Origin of the sequence: Maribacter aquimarinus (assembly GCF_047345505.1) — a bacterium.
Lineage (GTDB): Bacteria > Bacteroidota > Bacteroidia > Flavobacteriales > Flavobacteriaceae > Maribacter.
The window spans coordinates 1-21,556 of sequence record NZ_JBLFEO010000041.1 but is presented as its reverse complement, the minus strand read 5'-3'; the positions used below and the strand labels follow the sequence as shown (position 1 = coordinate 21,556).

At 52.3% G+C, this 21,556-nt stretch carries 15 protein-coding genes and 1 tRNA gene; 10 read left to right on the top strand and 6 right to left on the bottom strand.

Features of this window, described 5'->3' with window-relative positions:
* Window positions 1–26: 26 nt before the first annotated feature.
* Window positions 27–2,486: a hypothetical protein gene (locus tag ACKWCC_RS18490; protein WP_413997459.1), complete on the bottom strand. Its 2,460-nt coding sequence runs from the start codon at window positions 2,484–2,486 to the stop codon at window positions 27–29.
* A 29-nt stretch (window positions 2,487–2,515) separates the two neighbouring features.
* Window positions 2,516–3,115, bottom strand: a complete 600-nt coding sequence (locus ACKWCC_RS18485) for a ribonuclease HII (protein WP_413997458.1) — start codon at window positions 3,113–3,115, stop codon at window positions 2,516–2,518.
* Between the two features lie 204 nt (window positions 3,116–3,319).
* Here ACKWCC_RS18485 and ACKWCC_RS18480 point away from each other — a divergent pair, with 204 nt between their 5' ends.
* From ACKWCC_RS18480 to ACKWCC_RS18470, 3 genes are all read left to right on the top strand, one after another.
* Entirely contained in the window at window positions 3,320–6,307 is a 2,988-nt protein-coding gene (locus ACKWCC_RS18480; RefSeq protein ID WP_413997457.1) for a SusC/RagA family TonB-linked outer membrane protein, read from the top strand.
* A 12-nt stretch (window positions 6,308–6,319) separates the two neighbouring features.
* On the top strand, window positions 6,320–7,735 hold the full coding sequence (locus ACKWCC_RS18475) for a RagB/SusD family nutrient uptake outer membrane protein (RefSeq protein ID WP_413997456.1): 1,416 nt from the start codon (window positions 6,320–6,322) through the stop codon (window positions 7,733–7,735).
* A gap of 117 nt (window positions 7,736–7,852) precedes the next feature.
* Window positions 7,853–9,877 (top strand): putative porin, encoded by a 2,025-nt coding sequence (locus ACKWCC_RS18470; protein ID WP_413997455.1) that lies wholly within the window; start codon window positions 7,853–7,855, stop codon window positions 9,875–9,877.
* A gap of 323 nt (window positions 9,878–10,200) precedes the next feature.
* On the opposite strand, the gene ACKWCC_RS18465 is transcribed toward ACKWCC_RS18470, so the two are convergent.
* Window positions 10,201–10,276 (bottom strand) — tRNA-Lys (locus ACKWCC_RS18465).
* A gap of 137 nt (window positions 10,277–10,413) precedes the next feature.
* On the opposite strand from ACKWCC_RS18465, the gene ACKWCC_RS18460 reads away from it, so the two are divergent.
* Window positions 10,414–10,929: a shikimate kinase gene (locus ACKWCC_RS18460; protein ID WP_413997454.1), complete on the top strand. Its 516-nt coding sequence runs from the start codon at window positions 10,414–10,416 to the stop codon at window positions 10,927–10,929.
* Here the strand turns inward: ACKWCC_RS18460 and ACKWCC_RS18455 are convergent.
* The gene (locus ACKWCC_RS18455) at window positions 10,921–11,418 is read right to left on the bottom strand and encodes a phosphoribosyltransferase family protein (RefSeq protein ID WP_413997453.1); all 498 of its coding nucleotides are present in this window, start codon (window positions 11,416–11,418) and stop codon (window positions 10,921–10,923) included. The two genes, ACKWCC_RS18460 and ACKWCC_RS18455, sit on opposite strands and share 9 nt — an antisense overlap.
* Before the next feature lie 55 nt (window positions 11,419–11,473).
* Entirely contained in the window at window positions 11,474–11,899 is a 426-nt protein-coding gene (locus ACKWCC_RS18450) for an RNA-binding S4 domain-containing protein (RefSeq protein WP_413997452.1), read from the bottom strand.
* Window positions 11,900–12,080: 181 nt separating this feature from the next.
* On the opposite strand from ACKWCC_RS18450, the gene ACKWCC_RS18445 reads away from it, so the two are divergent.
* Complete coding sequence (locus tag ACKWCC_RS18445) at window positions 12,081–13,061, top strand: FKBP-type peptidyl-prolyl cis-trans isomerase (protein ID WP_413997451.1); 981 nt, start codon at window positions 12,081–12,083, stop codon at window positions 13,059–13,061.
* Window positions 13,062–13,390: 329 nt separating this feature from the next.
* On the opposite strand, the gene ACKWCC_RS18440 is transcribed toward ACKWCC_RS18445, so the two are convergent.
* Window positions 13,391–13,981: an outer membrane beta-barrel protein gene (locus ACKWCC_RS18440; RefSeq protein WP_413997450.1), complete on the bottom strand. Its 591-nt coding sequence runs from the start codon at window positions 13,979–13,981 to the stop codon at window positions 13,391–13,393.
* 333 nt (window positions 13,982–14,314) lie between these two features.
* Between ACKWCC_RS18440 and tgt the strand changes: the two genes are divergently transcribed.
* The 5 genes from tgt (at window position 14,315) to ACKWCC_RS18415 (ending at window position 21,197) form a co-directional block, all read left to right on the top strand.
* Window positions 14,315–15,445: a tRNA guanosine(34) transglycosylase Tgt gene (gene tgt / locus ACKWCC_RS18435; protein ID WP_413997449.1), complete on the top strand. Its 1,131-nt coding sequence runs from the start codon at window positions 14,315–14,317 to the stop codon at window positions 15,443–15,445.
* Window positions 15,445–16,527, top strand: a complete 1,083-nt coding sequence (locus ACKWCC_RS18430) for an LptF/LptG family permease (RefSeq protein ID WP_413997448.1) — start codon at window positions 15,445–15,447, stop codon at window positions 16,525–16,527. Before tgt ends, ACKWCC_RS18430 begins: the two co-directional genes overlap by 1 nt.
* A 251-nt stretch (window positions 16,528–16,778) precedes the next feature.
* A complete protein-coding gene (locus tag ACKWCC_RS18425) occupies window positions 16,779–17,732 on the top strand; it encodes an acetyl-CoA carboxylase carboxyltransferase subunit alpha (RefSeq protein WP_413997447.1) in 954 nt (317 codons plus the stop codon).
* Between the two features lie 168 nt (window positions 17,733–17,900).
* A complete protein-coding gene (gene dnaB, locus ACKWCC_RS18420; protein WP_413997446.1) occupies window positions 17,901–19,448 on the top strand; it encodes a replicative DNA helicase in 1,548 nt (515 codons plus the stop codon).
* Window positions 19,449–19,931: 483 nt separating this feature from the next.
* On the top strand, window positions 19,932–21,197 hold the full coding sequence (locus tag ACKWCC_RS18415) for an asparagine synthetase B (RefSeq protein ID WP_413997445.1): 1,266 nt from the start codon (window positions 19,932–19,934) through the stop codon (window positions 21,195–21,197).
* The last annotated feature ends 359 nt before the right edge of the window (window positions 21,198–21,556 follow it).

The window sequence follows — 21,556 nt, the reverse complement described above, 5'->3', positions numbered from 1 at the left end:
ACAGACATGTACCGGGAACGGTGGGGTCAGGGGTCAATGTTGTACACCGTTAGGTTGTCTTCGCCATCGCCCACCACCAGTTCGGGGCGCTTGTCCCCATCCATATCGGCCATATCCACGGAAGATGCGCCAAAAACGGGGAAGTCGGCCAAGGGTTTGGCCTGGCTGTCGAACAAATACACTTGCTGCCCCTGAAGGTCGGTGACCGAAACATAGATCTTGTCATTCAGGTAAAAAATGCTTGGGCGGGTATAAACGCCAAGGTCCAGCCCTACCTTGTTGGTCCGTATGCGCAGTTCATTGTCGTTCATAATGGCCAAGGTCTTGGAGGTGGCGTCCATACCGTGTTCCTTGGTGAGGTTCATGGCGGTTGTCTTTACCTGCCCGTCCCTGCTTATTTCATAGAGCCTCCCGTTTTGCCCGGTAAGGACAAATTTGTTCTTGTGCAGTTTGGCGGCATTTTCGGAAAAAGGGATCCTTTCCTTGATGCTTGCCCGTTCCCTGCCCCTGCGGCTCAGTATTTTCAGTTGGTCCGTGCCCAATTGAAAGAGAAGGTAGTCCCTTTTGCCCACCCTGAAATGTTGCGGAGCCCCCTTTACGTCTTCTGGGGCCGTGGTAAATTCAAACCCCTTCACTATTTGGGCCTTGTTGTTGTACATGCGAACGTTCTTGCCCTGGGTTACCACAAAGCGGTAGTCTTTGTTGCCCTCATAGTCGAACACCGCCAGGGGGTTCAGGTTGCCCCCTTCGTAGCGCAGGGTAAAGGGCGCCACTTCCTTTCCGTTGCGGTCCAGCACCAAAAACTGGTCCAGGGTGGTAAAGGCAAGTTGCAGTTTATTGTTCCTGTAGAGGTCCACTTGGTGGATTTTTCCCTGAACGGGCCCGTCCAGTTTTTTCTTCCATCTGATCTTACCGGTGCTGGAGATGAGGTAGAGGGTGTTCTCCGTGTCCTGCACCACAATTTCTTTTCTTCCGTTGCGGTGATTGGTCACAAATTGCGGTGGTCTGGCCATCTCGGCATCCAATTGCACCCTAAAGGCAGTCTGCACTTTTCTATGGTCCGTTACGGTCCTGTGCTGCCGTATGAAGTACTGGGCGTGGAAGTACCCGTCTTCGGCGATGAACTGTGCTCCAAACAGCTGCTTTTCCATTCCCAATTGTTCCAGCTCGGCGGCCAGGGCTGGCGCACCGGAATCCGTTAGCTGTGCCGCAAGGCCTTTGCCGGTGGCAATGGTGGTGATGGTGGCCTGGGGCGTAAGGGTTTCCTGGGCGCTGTTAAAGCTGCCGCTGCGATCAAAGGTGGTCTCCCTGTTGCGGGCCAATATGGTTTCTTCCAGCGCTGCGGCCGTATCGGAAAAGGCAATGGTGTTTTCCATGACGTGGGCAAAGCGCAGCCGTAACCCCTCGGTCAAGGGCAGAAAACTCCGGGTAAGGTCGGGAAGGGAATCAAACGCCATGATCTCCATCCCCTGGAACGTCATGCTTCCGGTTTGGCGTGTTTTTAGATGTTCTATGATGTTGAGCGCCCCAAAAGTCTTTAGGAAAAAAAGGGTTCCACGGTCCGTTTGGGCCAGGGCCACTTCTTCGGTGGTGTTGTAAATGGAATCACCGGCCACCGTCTGGGCGGTCCCTTTTCTGTTCTGGGCAAAACCCCTGAAGTCTTGGATGCCGTAGCTCTTTAGAAAATGAGATGCCTCCGGAACATATTTGGGCAGCTCCAAGCGGTTTTTGTTGTTCCGGAACAAATTCAGATAGGTGTTGCTGGAGTCCTTGGCCACACTGATGCCGTGCAGTAGGAGGGCACCGTTGGTGGTGGCGATGTCCAGGGAAAGCCAGCTGGAAAATTGGGACAGACCTTTGTTGGGCCCTGGTCCCAACCATTGTGCCGCCAGCAGATCGGCCCGTTCCAGATCGATCCAAAGGTGGCCCAATTTGGTGGTGTCCATAATGGCGCTGGATCGCAACAGGCCCGTGTTTTTCTGGTGTTGGCCATCTGTCGCTGCCATTTGGTGCAAAAGGGCCAAGGAGGAGCTAAGCACCGGGCGCCCCCGGATGGTGGCGGTGAAGATGGGCACGGAATCCAGTACCATACTGCTGTAGGCCAGGCCATTTTCCTCAAGGGTCCGGACGGTGGAACGGGCCAGGCTGTCCACCGGACGGGGCAAGAGGGAGTCTGCCGAGATCAGGGCATATTCAAAAGCGTTGGCCTCGGGCGCCGAGAACCAGAGCAAGCCCTTGGAGAGCGGGGCCACACCGTCCAAGGGCGCCACCTTTTTTCCAAGTTTTTGTGCCCCTTTCATTTTTTTTAGGGACGCGATCAGTTCGTTGTCCTCCAGCTCTGCCGAAAGGGCTTCAAAGTCGTTGTAGTGCAGCACTAGGATGGCCTCTGGCGGCACCAATTGGTACAGGTCTTGCTCAGTGTCCTGCCCTGGCGTGCAATTGAGAAATAGAAACAGGCCCAAAAGGCACTTAAGAAAGAACCGCATGGCATTCATTTTGGACAAATTTAGGACTTTTAGAGCGCAAGGCGGTATTGATCGGGGAGGAGTTTAAAGGATTTGCGGTGATAGGGGCTAAGGCCATACTTGGCAATGGCGGCTCGGTGCTCTTTGGTGGGGTAGCCTTTGTTGCGTTTCCAGTTGTACATGGGGTACTCGTCGTGCAGTTTTTCCATGAGGGCATCGCGGTGGGTCTTGGCCAGCACGGAGGCCGCGGCAATGCTCATGAATTTGGCATCTCCCTTAACAATGCAGGTGTGCGAAATGTTGCCGTAGGGCGCGAAACGGTTTCCATCCACAATGATATGCGGAATGTCGCAATTTATTTGGTCCAGGGCACGGTGCATGGCCAGGAAGGAAGCATTCAAAATATTAAGGTCATCAATTTCTCCGGGCGCCACGTGGGCAATCCCAAAGTGCGGGCAGGAAGATTCAATGACGGTGCGCAGCCCGTTGCGCTGGACGGGGTTCAGTTTCTTGGAGTCGGTCAAGGTGCTATGGGCAAAGCCGGCGGGGAGGATCACGGCCGCTGCGGTGACCGGGCCGGCCAAACAGCCCCTGCCGGCTTCATCCGTTCCCGCTTCTAAAGCAGTTTGTAAGAATTTTTGCAAAATCATAAGGTAAAGCTATGGCCAGTTCATTTTTTTAACATCTTATTGTGTTAACAAATAGATAAAAAATTAACAAGAAATTGTTTTTAGTGAAGATTTGGTAATAACGCCAATAATTTTAACATTTTAAGGGTTGAGGGTCATTTGGGTCTTGGATTAGTTAACGGTTTTTAAGACTTTTGTAATTAAGCTAATTCAAAAACCAAATTTATGAAACAGAAGTTAACTTGGATGTTAACGCCTTTGCTGGCGTTGTTCATTTCGTTTTCCTATGCACAGGAAAAGACGGTTTCCGGTACGGTCACCGACCAATCTGGACTGCCCTTGCCGGGGGTGTCCATTGTGGTCGTGGGCACAACGAGCGGGACACAGACAGATTTTGACGGCAATTACGTGATCCGTGCCGCACAGGGGCAGCAATTGCGCTACACCTATCTCGGCCAAAAAGCGGTGACCCTCACCGTGGGCGCTTCCAACGTAATGGACCTGCAGATGGAGGAGGATGCCGAGGCCTTGGAAGAGGTGGTGGTAGTAGGTTATGGCGAGGTCCAGAACCAAAAGATGGTGCAGAACGTTGCCCAGATCGGCAACGACGACATCCGCGACATCCCGGCGGTCACGGCACAGGAGCTCCTTCAGGGACAGGCTTCTGGGGTGCAGATGGTGCAGAGCTCCGGTGTTTTGGGGTCCGCGAACGTGATCAGGATTCGGGGCGTGGGCTCCCTGACCGCAGGTGCACAGCCACTCTTCGTAGTGGACGGGGTGCCCTTGAACGACAACGACAACACCTTCAACAACGGGGGCAACGTTGGTCTGAACCCCTTGCAGGACATTGCTCCGGAGGACATTGAGACCTTTTCGGTGCTAAAGGATGCCGCGGCCTCCGCCATTTATGGTTCCCGTGGTGCCAACGGGGTTATTTTGATCACCACCAAGAAAGGACGTGAGGGAATGACCGAGGTGAACGTGAACATGTTCACTTCCTTTACCCAGGGAACGGACTTCATCCCAATGCAGTCCGCGGACCAGGCCCGCCAGTACCTTGTGGAAAGGGGCGTGGCCCCAACAGTGGGAGACTTGCCTCAGGGCAGCTTCAACTGGGTGGACGGTGTCACCAGAACAGGTATTTCCGAAAACGCCAACGTGTCCATACGTGGTGGCAGTAAAAAGACATCGTTCTTTATGAGCGCCGGCTACCGGGATGAGCAGGGCTTTATCATTGGCAACAACCTTACACGTTTTAGCGGACGTTTGAACCTGGACCACCAGGCAACGGACTGGTTAAAGGTGGGGATGAACATTGGTATCACCAATACCCGAAACGACAGGGTGGGCGTGGAGAACAACACTTTTGCCCCATTGACCTCCGCTTACCTCATCTTGCCGTGGCAAACGCCCTTTGACGACGCTGGCAACCTTAGAAACACCGGTTTTGTCCAAAACACCATTGGCATTGAGCGTTTGGAGACGCGCCAGGTGGACAATACCAGGATCATTGCCAACGCCTTTGCCAACATTGACTTGACCGATAACCTTTTCTTCCGATCGGAAGTGGGCATCGATAGGGTGGTCGGCGAAGAGTTCGGTAGGGGCGTACAGCTCTTTGATCCCAGACCGGACGGTTCCCCCGGCGGAAATGCCTTTGTTTTACTCACCAGTGACAACAAATGGCTCACCAACCAGACACTGAACTTCAACGATTCCTTTGGAGATCACACCGTGAGCGCCGTTGCCGGTCTTTCTTATGAAACGTCCCTGGACAACACCATACAAGCGGCATCCCAGAACTTTTTGAGCGATGACCTGAGAAACGTGTCCTCCGGTGGTGAGGCCACCACTACGGAACAGAACAGGACGCAATGGTCGCTCTTCGGTCTGTTCGGAAGGGTCTCCTATGACTATCAGAGCAAGTACATCCTTGAAGGTTCCTTCAGAAGGGACGGTTCTTCTAGATTTGGGGCCAATCGCCGTTATGGTGATTTTTGGTCCGTTGCCGGTGGTTGGGTCCTGACTGAGGAGAACTTCCTGAACGATGTGAGCTGGTTGGACAATTTGAAGCTAACCGCCAGTTACGGTACCTCCGGTAACGATAGGATTGGAAACTTCCCGTCGCTGGGGCTCTTCCTTAACAGTGCCTACAACAATGTGCCGGGCCTTCGCCCACAGCAGGCTTCCAACCCCAATATTGGTTGGGAGGAAAGTACCACCTTGGACTTGGGCATGAGTACATCCCTCTTCAAGAACAGGATCAACCTTAGCGTCAACTATTTCCAGAGGGACGTGAGCAATCTGTTGTTGAACGTTCCCGTGACCTGGCTCTCCGGTTTTGGCAGCATCCAGCAAAATGCGGGTCGCCTCAACAACAGGGGGTGGGAGTTCACCTTGAAGACACAGAACATTGTCTCCAACAACTTTTCCTGGACCACGGATTTCAACATATCCATGGTCGATCCAACGGTTGAGGAACTTCCCGGTGCGGCAGAATCGGAAGAGGGAAGGTTCGTGGCCGGTTCGGCCAACCAACGGGCCATTGAGGGCTTCTCCCCCAACACCTTCTACCTTGTACGCTACAATGGCATCAATCCACAGACCGGTGATGCGGAGTGGCTGACCAAGGACGGTGATGTGACCACAACGCCCAATTTTGACACGGATAGAGTTGTGGCGGGAGATGCCAACCCGGATTTCTTTGGTGGTATGACCAATACCTTCCGCTTTAAAAGTTGGGACCTGAGGGCGTTCATGACCTACAGTGTGGGCAATGATATCTATCTGGATGGGCTCAGGTTCACTGACGCCCCCTCCCTGGCCGGCTCCTTTAACCAGAGTGTTCGAATCCTGGACTATTGGGAGCAGCCCGGCGATCAATCTTACGCACCCGCTCTGGGCAGTTCCACAAACAACGCGTTCCGCCAGGCGAGCACCCTCCAGATGAAGGATGGTTCCTTTTTAAGGTTGCGCAACGTAACCTTGGGCTACAATGTGCCCAGCCGTTTCTTGGGCAACAGTTTCATCAAGGGACTCCGATTCTATGGAACCGCCAACAACGTGTTTGTGATCAAGTCCAAGGAACTTAGGGATGTGGAAGGTTTTGACCCCGAGGTCACCGACAGCACAAACCCTTTGATACAAGGGGAAACCTTCTTTACGGCACCACAAGCCAAAACCTATTTATTGGGCGCCCGTATAACTTTCTAAATGATGAACAAGATGAGAATAGATAAAATTTTGAACAAACGATTGATTCCGGTCTTGTTTGCCGCTGCGTTGATAGGCAGCTGTGACGACCGATTGGACCTGGCTCCAGAGGATTCCTTGACCTCCGATGTGGTCTTTTCTTCCAAGTTTGCCGCCCAGGGAGCTGTGACCGGCCTATATGCCCAGGCCAGGGAGGTTGCCGCAATGAACGGGAACGACTACGTCTATGAAGGCGTAATGAGCGATGAACTGGAATGGACGGGCTCTTTCCCGACCATTGTGGACATTAACATCTATGAGGTACAGGCGCCCAATGGTTCCACTGCCGCTTTTTGGCAGGAGGGCTATGACCTGATCAACCTGGCCAACTTTGTCTTGGACAAGGTGCCGGCCATGGACGAGGCCATCATTACTCAAGCAGAAAAAAACCAGTTATTGGGCGAGGCCAGTTTTATGAGGGCCATGATGTACTTTAAGTTGGTGAACCTCTACGCACAACCCTATAGTTTGGCCAACGGTTCCAGCCCGGGTCTGCCCCTAGTCGTGATGCCCTTTGACGATGATGCCGTTGTCGAGGAGTTCCAGCTTCCCAGAAGCACGGTGAACGAAGTGCACGGCCTGATCGCGAGCGATCTACAGAATGCCATAGACCTATTGCCCGATAACGCGGAGAACAGCCGGGCCACCCAAGGTGCTGCCAAGGCGCTCAAGGCAAGGTTGCACCTCTATAGAGGGGAATGGCAGCCAGCGGCCACCCTGGCGAACGAGGTCATTGAATCCGGTACCTTTACCTTGGCCACGGATTATACGTTCTGGAACTCCGAAAGTACCGAGCATATCTTTTTCATCAACAACAATGCGGTGGATGGAACGTTCGGTGGCACCGGGCTGCACAATTTTGCGGTGCCCGCGCCCGCCGGTAGGGGAGATGCCTTCTTGTCCGAGGACCTGTTGGCCACGTTCGAGCCTGGAGATTTGCGCTTGGAAGACCCAAACAACACCATTGATGGGGACAACACCAACCAGGTGACCAAGACCTTTTCCAACAAGGTGCCCAGTGCCCAGGGCGATGCCGATATGCCGGTACTGCGCATCACTGAAATGTACTACATTAGGGCAGAGGCGAACCTAAGGGGAGGCCTGAGCATTGGCGATACGCCCGAGAACGACATCAACAGGCTTCGGGCCAGGGCTGGCCTTGCCCCATTGGGCACGGTCACCTTGGACGATATCTTGGAGGAGCGCAGAAAGGAGTTCTTCCTGGAGGGCCACCGGAGGGCAGATCTGCTTAGAAACCAGAGAGATCTTCGCCCCGTGGGCAATCCTCAGTTCACCCAGGCCACGTTTGGAGCGGACAGGACCATTTTCCCCGTTCCCGCCAGGGAGCGTGAGAACAACCCCAACATAGAACAAAACCCGGGCTACTAAGCTCAAGATCCTTTAGAATGAAATCCCCTGCCCAAAAAGCAGGGGATTTTTTTTGTGGCCAACTTTCACATTTAGTTAGCAAGCAAAAATGTAACTTTGCCGCTGAAACAAGCTTGTATGAAGCCCCTTTTTGCCCTATTGTTCCTTTTGAGCTGCAGCTGTGCCATGGCACAGACCCCGGGCGAAGGCGAAACAAGGCAAGATTCCCTGTCGGGCCCCGTGGTCTCCCCTCCGGATTCCGTTCCGGGAGCACGGCCCCTTCCCCGCCGCACCCCAAGGCCGGGACCACAGAACGATTCCCTCACCGCCCTGAGCATTGAAGATTACAAGATCATTTCCCACCAAAGGGACACCACTTTTTTGGACACCACCCTGACCATAGACAAGGAGTACAGGTACAATTACCTGCGCAAGGACCTGTTTGAGCTGATGCCCTTTGCCAACATAGGACAAACCTACAACCAATTGGGCCGCGACTTTGAGCGGCACACGCTTTACCCCGCATTGGGGGCCTTGGCCAAGCACTTCAATTATTGGGAGGTGCGGGACATGAAATACTACCACGTGCCCACCCCCATGACGGATATCCTCTTCAAGACCACCTTGGAGGAGGGGCAGCTCCTGGATGCCATGCTCACCTTCAATACCAGTAAGCAGTTAAATTTCAGCATAGGTTACAAAGGGCATCGCTCTTTGGGAAAATACCAGTTTGCCCAGATACAATCGGGAAACTTTACCACCACGGCCAATTACGGCTCCAAGGACGGCAGGTACCTGCTCCGCGCCCACATTGCCGCCCAGGACATTAAATCCGAGGAGAACGGCGGCCTGGTGAGCAAGGAACTGCAGTTTGAGTCGGGCGACCCGGACTTCATCAACCGGCCCAGGGTGGCCGTGCGCTTTGATGATGCGGACAATGTGGTGCTGGGAAAACGCTACTATCTGGACCATAGGTACAAACTGCTGCGTTCTGCCCAGGACAGTACGGGGGCGGAGAGGACCTCCCTCACCTTTGGGCATACCCTTAATTACGAGACCAAGTACTACCAGTACATCCAAAGTGCCGCGGACACCATTTTTGGCGCGGCCCTCTTGCCGGACATCAATGACCGTTCTGCCCTAAAGGCGTTGCACAACCAGGCCAGTGTAACCTTCTACAACCGTACCCTGGGAAGGCTCACGGGCAGTGTGGACGCCTACAATTACAGCTACCAGCTCAATGCCCGTTTCATTGCCCCGAACGGGCAGGTGATACAGGAAGGGCTAAACGGCACCGAGCTGGCCCTTGGCGGCACCTACAGCAAGAACATAGGGGGTTTTGACCTGCATGGGTCCTTTAAGTACAATCTGGCGGGCAACCTTACGGGCAATATTTTTGATGCCACGGCCTCCTACCGCTTCAACGACGACCATAGGGTGCGTTTTTCGGTGCATTCCTCTTCACGTATGCCCAACTTTAATTTTTTGCTCTACCAGAGTGAATATCTCAATTACAATTGGCAAAACAACGAAACATTTGACAAGGAGCGGGTGAGCAGTTTTAAAATGCACATCGATAGCAAAAAATGGGGAACGCTCACGGCAAAATACAGCCTGCTGGGCAACCATACCTATTTTGGCACGGATCCCAACGCCACGGTGGCACCGGGATCGGATTTGGCCAACACCAGGCCCTTGCAGGCAGATTTTGGCATTTCGCACATCAAGGTAAAATATGCCAAGGAATTTAAATGGCGCAAGTTTGCCCTGAACAATACCCTGATGTACCAGACCGTGGGCCAGGAGAATCCCGTGCTCAATGTGCCCCAGTTGGTGACCCGCAACAGCTTGTATTTTTCCTCGGAAGTGTTTAAAAAGGCGATGTTTTTACAGACCGGGATCACCTTTAAGTACTTCACGGCCTACCATATGGATGCCTACAACCCGCTCCTGGCAGAGTTTCAGGTGCAGAACACAGAGAAGTTGGGCGGATTTCCCCTGCTCGATTTCTTCATCAATGCCCGTGTACAGCAAACGCGCATCTACTTAAAGGCAGAACATTTCAATTCCTCCTTCACGGGCTACAATTTCTACACCGCGCCAAACTACCCGTACCGCGATTTTGTGATTCGTTTTGGACTGGTGTGGAACTTTTTTTCCTAGAACGGGCCCAATTTTCGGGTTGGCGTTTTTGGTTACGGACAACGGTTCATACAGCGCAAAGGCCCTGTGCCTAAACTTCGGGTAATTGATTGGATTAGAGAAAGTTGCCACAGCCCTTTTTGGATGCGCTGTACGGCTTTTGCCCGTCTTTGTGGTTCCCCTTTTGCGGGCTGGGTAAAGGATTGCCAAACCACTTTTTTAGCTAAGGCCTTTGAGCCCAGGTTGGAGGCAAAACCTTCTTTAAGACGGGCCAAGAAGTCACTGCCGGAATGTCATTGCAACCCACAAAAAAGCCCCTTTCCAGAAGGGGCTTTTTGGCATTTTGGTGACCTGGCTGGGGCTCGAACCCAGGACCCTCTCCTTAAAAGGGAGATGCTCTACCAACTGAGCTACCAGGTCAGAATTTCAGCGCATCCGTTCCCCGAATGCGGGTGCAAATATAAAGCGATTCCTTTATTTTACAAGCCTATTTCCAATAAATTTGCGTTTTTTTGGAAAGCCAAAAGAATGGGTGGATCTTGTAAAAAATCGGTATCGTGAAAATAGTGTTGGTGGGGTATATGGGCAGTGGCAAGTCCACTTTGGGGAAATTATTGGCCAAGGAACTGAATATTAAATCTTTAGACCTGGACCAGTATATGGAGCAGGTCGAGGGGCAGCCCATTTCCGCCCTGTTCAAGGAACGCGGGGAGGTCTATTTCAGAAAGCGTGAAATGGCCCTCTTAAGGGAGGTTTTGGACGCCACCGCCCCCATGGTGCTTTCCACAGGTGGCGGCACTCCTTGTTTTGGCAACAACATGCAGCACATCATCGGGGCCACGCCCCATTCCTTTTATGTTAAGGCGTCCATTGCCGAGTTACAGCGCAGGCTCTCCAAAAACAAGGAAGAAAGACCGCTATTGGCCAACCTGAACGGTGAAGAAATGCAGGAGTTCATTGCAAAGCACCTTTTTGAGCGCAGTTTCTTCTACAACCAAGCGGCCCATACCATTGTAACGGACAACAGGACCCCGAAGGCCTTGGTGGCAGAGATGGCCCAATGCCTAGTCTAAAAAGACCCGATCGTTCTTGGGGGCAAACGCCACGTTCACATGCTCTTGCAGGGAGGTAGAGAGGCTAATGCCCTTGTAATCTGCCTTTACGGGGTATTTCTTGTGGTTGCGGTTTACCAGTACCGCCGTTTTCAGCTGTTTTAGAGGGGTTTTTAAAAAGTGGTGCACACCATAAATGAGCGTGGTGCCGGAATTGAGCACATCATCTACCAGAACAACGCTCTTGTTGGCATATTCCGTGGCGTCCAGGGAAGTGACCACCTCACTGGCCAACGGGTCTTTCTTGTCCATCGTAACCTTACAAAGCTGGATCTGGGCATCGGTGATCTTGCGCAGCACGCGGATCAACTTTTTGGCAAAGTGCAGCCCCCCGCCCTCAATGCCGGCAATGATGATGGTGTCCTCGTACACATTGGCCTCGTAGATCTGGTAGGCTATGCGCTCTATCTTGTATTGTATTTGCCGGTGCGATAAAATGTCTTGTTCCATAACGGGCGGTTTGTGGTAAAGATAAGGATGTTGGCGCAAAAGGGCCAGGGCACATTTATGGGCTTTCTTGGGATGCTTCGGAACCTTCGCCGGTTTCGGAATCCATACCCTCAGTGGGATGTTCCATATAGTCTTCTATTTCCCGCCGGTCTTTCTTGGTGGGCCGGCCCGTGCCTCTTTTGCGGTAGTACTCCTTGGAGTATTGGAGCAGTTCGGTGTGCTCAAAGGCTTCGGCGGGAGTGGTGTCCTTGCGGTACATGTCCACCAGTTTGGCCCCCACGCGGCTCTTGGGCACGTCCAGTACGGTAAGGGTGTGGTTGATCTGGTTCTTTCGCACCGTGATCTGGTCCGTGGCATAGACCTCGCGCCCGGGCTTCACCACCTGCCCGTTTACCTTTACATTTCCCTTTTTTATGCTGTTGGTGGCCATGTTACGGGTCTTGAAATAACGGGTGCACCATAGGTACTTGTCAATTCGCATGGGTATAAAATGTTTGTGCACTGGACTCACAAAAATAGGGGAAAATTGTATCTTGCGGGCAATTTGGCCATAATCATGGTGCCCCTTGTCTGGGCTTGTTCATATTGGGGCCAGTGCACCCCGGGCCGGAGGAAAGGAAAATGGGCCAACGGCCGGCTGAACGAAATTTAAGTTGTGACGAATGAAAATGGAACGTATTTTTTTTCTGGCCATCCTGTTCTTGTCCCTCTGGGCATGCGGTGATGATGATGAAGGGCCACCGGGCGAGGTGGTGCCCCCCCGATTGTTGAGCGAGGTGGCGGCCGAGGACGATGCCGAGATCGTGGCCTTTTTAAAGAGCCATTTCTACAACTACGAGGAATTTGAAAACCCCCCACCGGAATTCGATTTTCAGGTGAGGTTTGATACCATTGCGGGCGAAAACAGCGGCAAGCAAGCCATTTTTGACAGCCCCAACCTGATAAAGGAGACCATTAACGTGCCCTCTTCCATTTTTGGAAGGAATGATGGGGAGGAGGTGGACCATACCCTTTATGTCTTGGTGGCCCAGCAAGGCGCGGTCGCGGACAGCATGCCCACCATTGGGGACAATGCCATTATACAATATAAGGGCACTTTGCTGGATGGGACGGTATTTGACGCCGTTACCGGTCAGCCCATTCGATTTAACCTCTCCCAGGTGGTTCCCGGATTTGGAAATGGCCTGGAGTACTTCCAAAAAGGAACGGGCCCCAATGAAGTGGGCGATGGTACCATAAGTTATGAGGAATTTGGGAGTGGTGCCATCTTTATACCCTCTGGCCTGGCTTATTTTGCCAGTCCCCAAGCCGGAAGTGGCATTCCCATTTATGCCCCGTTGATTTTTAAAGTGCAATTGTTGGACTATGAGCCCAACACGGATACCGACAATGATGGCATTCCCTCCATTCAGGAAGATGTGAACAACAACGGCAACTTGAACGATGACAATACCGATGTGCAATTTGAGAACCCACGGGCACGGCTCCCCAATTTTCGCGATCCGGACGATGATGGAGACGGCATTCCCACCGCGGAGGAGATCCTGATCGATGGGGAGGTACAGAAAGACGCCAATGGCATGGTCATCTTCCCCGATACCGATGGGGACGGCACCCCCGATCATTTGGATGATGATTTATGATCGTATCCCCATAAAGAAAAAAAGAAAAAGGTGGCCCCGGAAACTATTTCCGGGGCCACCTTTTTTAGCTGTTCTTATAACCCAAATGGTGGGTTGGACTTTCGTCTTGAGGGGGCAACCCCCAATAAAATCAGAACGTTTGCCAGTACGGCATCATCATCGCCTGGGTGATTGGTCAAAAATCAGCACAATGACTGCTTTTGCGGGGATTTGCAGCCGTAATACCTGCCCGTTCCTTTCAGGCGGGGAATTTCTATTGCTTAATCTGGGTTCAATGCATGAACCGGATATAATGCAAAATGCAAAACCGGCCATCCTTGGTCCGTGCCTTAAAACTTGTAGGAAAGGCTCAAAATGACCTGGTCGGGTCGGGTATCCACCCGATCGTTGGTATTGATGCTGGGTAGGTTGTTGTTCAAAAAAGTGATCTCGTTTTCGGAGAAGCCGCGCTCATAACGTACATCCACCCCAAACTTGCCGAGATTTACCCCGGCGCCTAGGTTAAGCCCCACGGTAACATCATTTTCCACCTCATCGATGTCCACGTCCGCAAACTCCGTATTTAGGAGGTATTGAAAAGAAGGGCCCACAAAAATGTTGAGCGGACCAATGATCTTTGCCCCAAAGAGCACCGGAAGGTCCAATTTGTTGATCTTTAGGTCGCCCTCGTCATAGCCGGAGGTGGTGCTGGTATAGACCAGTTCCGGACGGATGTACAATCGGTTCCCCAACTTGCCAAATACCCCCACGTGGTAGCCCACATTGCGGTCCGGGGCACGGAAGGCGTCCTGGGCTGAATCGAAAAAATCACCGTTTCCGGCGTAGTTTATACCTGCCTTGATACCAAAGCCCGATCCCGTCTGGGCCAGGGCAAAGCCGCATGCCAAAAGGGCAAAGGCCATTAGAATTGTTTTTTTCATCACTTTTGTTTTTATGGGTTATGAGTGGGCCTCCAAGCATGGATGTTTCCGTACCGTGCTTCTACAAGGGAAACGTGCAACCCCAACCTTTATTGTTTGGGGGCAAGTTGCCAATTTTTAGCCATCTGCCGGTGCTTTTTTGGCGCAAAACGGCACGCTGTGCCCGTGCATCTTAACTTTTCCATGGGGCTTGGGGCCACCATCTTCATAGGCACCGCCAAAGGGTTTGATGCTCCTTGGCTTGCCCCGAAATTAAAATTCAGTTTCTTATGAATGCCTTATGGGCTTGCCCCGCGGTAGTTTGCTATATTTGCAGTCATATTCCCATATACCTTGAAATTCACCCTTCATAGAAGAGACCCGCAGACCAAGGCCCGGGCCGCCACCCTGGAAACCGACCACGGGAAGATAGACACCCCCATCTTTATGCCGGTGGGCACGGTGGCTTCCGTAAAGGGGGTGCACCAAAGGGAACTGAGGGAAGAAGTGGATCCGGACATAATCCTGGGCAATACCTACCATCTTTTTTTACGGCCCAAGACCCCGATCCTGAAACAGGCGGGAGGGCTTCACAAATTCATGGGCTGGGACCGGAACATTTTAACGGACAGTGGCGGCTACCAGGTGTACTCCCTTTCGGCCAACCGGAAGATCAAGGAAGAGGGGGTCAAGTTTAAATCGCACATAGATGGGTCCACCCACATGTTCACCCCCGAGAACGTCATGGAGATACAGCGCACCATTGGCGCGGACATCATCATGGCGTTCGATGAGTGCACGCCCTATCCCTGCGACTACAACTATGCCAAGCGCTCCATGCAGATGACCCACCGTTGGTTGGACCGTTGCATGGCCCATTTGAAAAAGGTACCGTTTGAATATGGGTACGAACAGACCTTCTTTCCCATTGTGCAGGGCAGCACCTATACCGACCTCCGCAAGCAGTCTGCCGAATACATTGCCAATGCGGGAGCGGCCGGTAACGCCATTGGCGGCCTCTCGGTGGGCGAGCCGGCAGAAGAGCTCTATGCCATGGCAGAGGTGGTCTGCGACATCTTACCGGAAGACAAGCCCAGGTACCTCATGGGTGTGGGCACGCCCACGAACATTCTGGAGAACATTGCCCTGGGCGTGGACATGTTCGATTGTGTGATGCCCACCCGAAACGCCAGGAACGGAATGCTCTTCACGGCCCAGGGAACCATCAACATAAAAAACAAGAAGTGGGAAGACGACTTTAGCGCCCTGGATGAAATGGGCACCACCTTTGTGGACCGCGAATACTCCAAGGCCTATTTAAGGCACCTCTTTGCGGCCAATGAATATTTGGGCAAGCAGATCGCCACCATCCATAATCTGGGTTTTTACCTTTGGCTGGTGCGCGAGGCAAGGCGCCGTATCCTGGAGGGCAGCTTTGGCCCCTGGAAAGATAAAATGGTGAAACAAATGGACAAGCGGCTGTAATGCTATCGATCATAGACAAATACATCTTAAAGCGCTATCTGGCCACTTTTGCCCTGATGCTCCTCTTGTTCATACCCATAGGCATCATGATCAATCTGGCCGAGCAGATCGGTAAGATGATAGACAATGAGGCCCCGCTGAACGAGATACTGCTCTACTACCTTAATTTTACCATCTATATTGGGAACCTGCTCTTCCCCATTTTTCTCTTCCTGTCGGTCATCTTTTTTACCAGTAAGTTGGCCAACAATACGGAGATCGTGGCCATTCTAAGCTCCGGGGTCTCCTACGGCCGCTTTCTAAGGCCCTACCTCATTGGCGCCACTTTGGTGGCCGTGATCATGTTCTTCATGAACATGTTCATTGTGCCCCAGGCCAGTATTGGGTTCAATGAATTTAAGTTCAAATACCTAAAAAAGGGAAAGAAAGACCGGGTGACCAGCAATATCTTCAACCAGCTCAACGAGACCGACTTTATCTATGTGAGCAGTTTTGATCCCGCCCGCCAAATAGGCCAGAACTTTACCTTTGAGCGCTTTGACAGCCTTAACCGGCTCAAGTTCAAGATCGCGGCCGCCAACATCCGCTGGTTGGACAAGGACAGCACCTACCGGCTCACGGCGTACAAGAAAAGGACGATCTTGGGAGACACCGCCATTATTGAGAGCAAGCGCAGGTTGGATACCCTGTTTGCCTTTGACATTGGGGACCTTACCCCGGTTTCCTACGTGGCGGAGACCAAGAATCTGTACGAGCTGGACAAGTTTATTGAAGACCAGCGCAGAAAGGGCGCCAGTAACATCAACACCTACATTTTGGTAAAGTACAAGAGATGGGCCCTGCCGCTCACCGCCTTTATCTTAACGGTCATTGCCGTGGCCGTGTCCAGCGTAAAACGGCGCGGGGGCATGGGCATTAACCTGGCCTTTGGCATCTTGGTGGCCTTTGTCTTCATTTTCTTTGACCGCGTCTTTGGTACCCTGGCAGAACAGAGCGGTTTTTCCCCCCTGCTGGCCGTGATCATCCCCAATGTCATGTTTGGGCTGTTGGCCCTGTACCTCTTGCAAAAGGCCAAGCGTTGATGTTCCCTTGGAAAGTGGATCATGGAATGCTGTGGGGAAGGGGCGTGGCGTTGGTGACGCTATAAAAGGCCCGCGAAAAAGTAAAATGGGGCATGGCCCGGCCACCGCTTATTTTTATCTTGGAGTTGGGCGTACAAAGTAACCATTTATGGGTCCATTTTCAACTGGGAAATGGTATTCACCTTTTTAGTGAAGGCCATTGCCGCCAAAGTTTTATCTTTGCCCCTACTGAGAACGTAACCGAAGAACCTATGGAATATCTGGATTTTGAACTTCCAATAAAGGAATTGGAAGAACAATTGGACAAATGTTTGGTCATTGGCGAGGAGAGTGACGTGGATGTGTCCGAGACCTGCAAGCAGATCGAGAAAAAACTGAACGATACCCGTAAGGAAATCTACAAAAACCTTACCGCCTGGCAGCGCGTGCAATTGTCCAGGCACCCCAACCGGCCCTATACCCTGGATTATATAAAGGCCCTGTGCGGAGATTCGTTTTTGGAGCTCCACGGGGACCGCAACGTCAGGGACGACAAGGCCATGATCGGCGGTCTGGGCAAGATAGGCGATCAGAGCTTTATGTTCATAGGCCAACAGAAAGGCTACAACACCAAGACCCGGCAGTACCGCAATTTTGGTATGGCCAACCCAGAGGGCTACCGCAAGGCCCTGCGCTTGATGAAGTCTGCCGAGAAATTTGGCATCCCCGTGGTGAGCTTCATAGACACCCCCGGGGCCTACCCCGGCATTGAGGCCGAAGAGCGGGGCCAGGGAGAGGCCATTGCCCGCAATATTCTGGAAATGACACGCCTAAAGGTGCCCATCATTGTGGTGATCATTGGGGAAGGCGCCTCCGGTGGCGCGCTGGGCATTGGCGTGGGAGACAAAGTGCTCATGTTGGAGAATACCTGGTATTCCGTGATATCGCCGGAATCTTGCTCCAGCATTCTCTGGCGAAGCTGGGAATACAAGGAACAGGCCGCAGAGGCCCTAAAGCTGACCGCCACGGACATGAAGCGCCTAAAGCTCATCGATGAGATCGTGCGCGAGCCGGCAGGTGGGGCCCACGCCCAACGGGACAAGACCTTTACCATCGTGAAAAATAAAATTATCTCCCATTTTGAGGAATTGCAAAAGTTATCACCAAAAGAATTGCTGAACCAGCGCATGGAAAAATATGCCCAAATGGGCGTTTTCAAGGATTAAGCGGCGGTTTTCACAAGCCCATAAAAATCCGGGATAATTTATTCCCGGATTTTTTTTTGTTATCAACATAAAATCTTATTTTATCAACAGGGAAATTGTGGATGAACGGTTAATATCCCGCCACGCCCTTTTCAAGTTAACTAAAGGTTAATTGTATATTTTCGCTGTATGGAGAACACGAAGTCCTTGGTGGGTCGGAAGATCGACAAATCTACCATCATTAGCCTTGAAAGAGGGAAAATACCGCCTCAAGCAGTTGATTTAGAGGAGGTTGTGCTGGGCGCGATGATGATAGACAAAAAAGGCGTGGATGAGGTCATTGATATTCTTCATCCAGAGGTATTTTATAAGGAGGCCCACAAGACCATTTATGAGGCCATCTTCATTTTGTTCGAGGAATCACAGCCGGTGGACTTATTAACGGTTTCCAGCCAGTTGCGCAAAATGGGCAAACTGGAGGCTGTGGGGAGCGATTTCTATTTGGTGAAGCTCACCCAAAAAGTGGCCTCTTCGGCCCATATAGAGTTTCACGCCCGCATCATCCTGCAAAAGTTCATCCAGCGGAGCCTGATCAAAATATCCAACGAAATCATCGAAGATGCCTATGACGAGAGCACCGACGTCTTCGATCTCCTGGACCAGGCAGAATCCAAATTGTACGATGTTACCCAGGGCAACCTAAAGCGCTCTGCCGAGACGGCCCAAAACCTGGTCATCCAGGCCAAGAAACGGATTGAGGAAATTGCCAACAAGGAAGGGCTCAGCGGCATTCCGTCCGGTTTTGACAAACTGGACCAGCTCACCTCCGGATGGCAGCCCAGTGACCTCATTATCGTGGCCGCCCGCCCGGGTATGGGAAAAACGGCGCTCACCCTCTCCATGGCCAGGAACATTGCCGTAAATTCCAACATCCCCGTGGCCTTCTTTTCCCTGGAAATGTCTTCCGTACAGCTCATTACCCGTTTGATCTCTTCGGAAACCTCCCTGTCCTCGGAGAAATTGCGAACCGGTAAATTGGAGAAGCATGAATGGGAACAGCTCAACGTAAAGGTGAAGACCTTGGAAAAAGCGCCCCTCTTTATAGATGATACGCCCTCCCTTTCCATTTTCGACCTTCGTGCCAAGGCACGGCGCTTGGCGTCCCAGCACGGCATTAAAATGATCATTATAGATTACCTGCAGCTCATGACCGCGGGCGGCACCCAGAAAGGGGGCAATAGGGAACAGGAGATCTCCACCATTTCCCGAAACCTGAAGGCGCTGGCCAAGGAGCTCAACGTGCCGGTCATTGCCCTTTCCCAGCTTTCACGGGCCGTGGAGACCCGGGGCGGTAGCAAAAGGCCCATCCTGTCAGACCTTAGGGAGTCCGGGGCCATTGAACAGGATGCGGATATCGTGTCCTTCATTTACCGGCCCGAATATTACAAGATCGATGAGTGGGACGATGAGGACCACACCCCTACCCAGGGCCAAGCGGAATTTATTGTGGCCAAGCACCGTAACGGCGGCCTGGATAACATAAGGCTCAAGTTCATTGGCAACCTTGGTAAGTTCGATAATTTGGAGACCTTTGATTCCCCCTTTGAGTTCCAGAGCAAAATGAATGCGGACGATGACAATCCCTTTGCCACCAAGGGCTTCCCCACCCGTGACGAAGCCTTTGGCAGCGGCATGAACCCCGATCCGGAGGAAGATGATGGCGCCGTGCCGTTTTAAAACAAGCATTCCACACCAAAGTATAGCCTCCGCATTGCCATGATCTTGCCGTGGTATGCCGGCCCAAAGGACCACTTTCCCTGGCCTGGCCCGCCAACCGGATGCTGGACCCACAGGGATGGGTTGTTGGATCCAATTCCCAAATGTTTTCACCCAGATGAAATATTGGAGGTTCGTATTGAACTGTGCAACCCCCAAGAACACCAAGACTTTTGCGATGGGCCACCCGCGTAAACGATTTTTTACGTTACGGTCGGGCCCGCCCGAACGTATCGTTCGGTACGGGCGGAAAGTGGGCTCAGCGATCTGTTATGCAGGGATTTGCAGCCGTAATACCTGCCCGTTCCTTTCAGGCGGGGAATTTCTATTGCTTAATCTGGGTTTAATGCATCATACGGCTTTAAGTTTCTTTTGGCACAGCTGCAAAACCCGGGCTTTCTTTTTTCCTTTATCTTTGGGAAGCGTTCACCATACAGACAGATCATGCGAAACGGTTGGCTCATCCTTTGTTTTTTATGCCTCAGTGGCTCCCTGATGGCCTCTTCCATTTTGATACCCATGGATGCAGAGGGGCAGAAAAACCACTTAAAGGCCTATGGCATCACCTATTGGGTGCTGTCGAAACAGCAAAAGGTACAGTGGCTGCTCAATTACCGGGGCGGTTCCTTCCTTTTGCCCGATGGGGAGGCCATACGTAAGGAATGTCAGATCCGTGGGGTGTCTTTTGAGATTTTGAGCAACGACCGGGCCAATGCCATTTTGGAGGACATTGCCAGTCCGGCGCGCAACCAGGATGCCGTATTCCTGGAGAAGGCACCGAAGATCGCGGTGTACTCCCCAAAGGGGAATCCGCCTTGGGACGATGCGGTGACCATGGCCCTGACCTACGCCGAAATACCCTATGCCACCATTTATGATGAGGAGGTGCTGGAAGACAAGCTGGCCCTTTACGATTGGCTGCACTTGCACCATGAGGACTTTACCGGCCAATACGGAAAATTCTACGGGGCCTACCGGGCCACGCCCTGGTACATAGAGGCCAAGTCCGAAGCGGAAAAATTGGCCAGGAAATTGGGCTATGACAAGGTATCAGAGCAGAAACGGGCCGTGGCCCTGAAAATAAGGAACTACGTCATCGGGGGCGGTTTTATGTTCGCCATGTGCTCTGCCACCGATAGTTTTGACATTGCCCTGGCCGCATCGGACGGTGTGGACATCTGCGAGCCCATGTTCGATGGTGACCCTTCCGATCCCAACTACCAGACCCAAATGAATTTTGGCAAGACCTTTGCCTTCACCGATTTTATCCTGGAGCGCAATCCCCTGAAATACGAATTCTCTTCCATAGACATGACCAGCAAAAGGGGAGACGTGCCCCGGGAGTCGGACTATTTTTCGTTGATGGATTTTTCCGCCAAATGGGATCCGGTGCCCACCATGCTCTGCCAGAACCATACGGCCTTGGTCAAGGGGTTCATGGGCCAGACCACCGCCTTTGACCGGAAGAGCATAAAGCCCACCGTGTTGGTGTTGGGGGAGAACAAGATCAACCAAGAGGCGAGGTACATACACGGAATAAAGGGAAAGGGGTTCTTTACCTTTTATGGTGGCCACGACCCGGAAGATTATCAACACCGGGTGGGCGACCCCAAGACGGAGTTGGAATTGCACCCTACATCGCCCGGTTATAGATTAATCTTGAACAATGTGCTGTTTCCCGCTGCCCGCAAGAAAAAGCAAAAGACCTAATCAATATCTCTTTTTATTGGGAAGAAAGTTAAAAGCTCCCCTCCTTTTTCAAGCCCGCCCGAATGGCTGGTACGGGCGGGTAGGGGAATGAATTCCGAACGCGGAAGAAAGGGGTGGTCCCGGGTGCCGTTATCTCAAAAGTTCGGTTCACGCACGCTTTGAGAACCTTGAAATGGCACCGCCCCCTTGTCCCACGGAGGAAAACCCTCCGCCATCTTTGGTTTTCAAATTCAAGCTAAATAGGGCTTGCTGATTTTCTATCAACGGGAAGGTAAGATATTAACAATCAGCATTTTATTTTTGAACAATCGACGAATTCCGTTGTACAAGTGCACGGGTTTCCGTAACTTAGGGTAACA

Coding starts and splice junctions, on each gene's coding strand:
- ACKWCC_RS18490 (WP_413997459.1), bottom strand. CDS start 2,486: ATGCGGTTCTTTCTTAAGTGCCTTTTGGGCCTGTTTCTATTTCTCAAT.
- ACKWCC_RS18485 (WP_413997458.1), bottom strand. CDS start 3,115: ATGATTTTGCAAAAATTCTTACAAACTGCTTTAGAAGCGGGAACGGAT.
- ACKWCC_RS18480 (WP_413997457.1), top strand. CDS start 3,320: ATGAAACAGAAGTTAACTTGGATGTTAACGCCTTTGCTGGCGTTGTTC.
- ACKWCC_RS18475 (WP_413997456.1), top strand. CDS start 6,320: ATGAGAATAGATAAAATTTTGAACAAACGATTGATTCCGGTCTTGTTT.
- ACKWCC_RS18470 (WP_413997455.1), top strand. CDS start 7,853: ATGAAGCCCCTTTTTGCCCTATTGTTCCTTTTGAGCTGCAGCTGTGCC.
- ACKWCC_RS18455 (WP_413997453.1), bottom strand. CDS start 11,418: ATGGAACAAGACATTTTATCGCACCGGCAAATACAATACAAGATAGAG.
- ACKWCC_RS18450 (WP_413997452.1), bottom strand. CDS start 11,899: ATGCGAATTGACAAGTACCTATGGTGCACCCGTTATTTCAAGACCCGT.
- ACKWCC_RS18445 (WP_413997451.1), top strand. CDS start 12,081: ATGAAAATGGAACGTATTTTTTTTCTGGCCATCCTGTTCTTGTCCCTC.
- ACKWCC_RS18440 (WP_413997450.1), bottom strand. CDS start 13,981: ATGAAAAAAACAATTCTAATGGCCTTTGCCCTTTTGGCATGCGGCTTT.
- ACKWCC_RS18430 (WP_413997448.1), top strand. CDS start 15,445: ATGCTATCGATCATAGACAAATACATCTTAAAGCGCTATCTGGCCACT.
- ACKWCC_RS18425 (WP_413997447.1), top strand. CDS start 16,779: ATGGAATATCTGGATTTTGAACTTCCAATAAAGGAATTGGAAGAACAA.
- dnaB (WP_413997446.1), top strand. CDS start 17,901: ATGGAGAACACGAAGTCCTTGGTGGGTCGGAAGATCGACAAATCTACC.
- ACKWCC_RS18415 (WP_413997445.1), top strand. CDS start 19,932: ATGCGAAACGGTTGGCTCATCCTTTGTTTTTTATGCCTCAGTGGCTCC.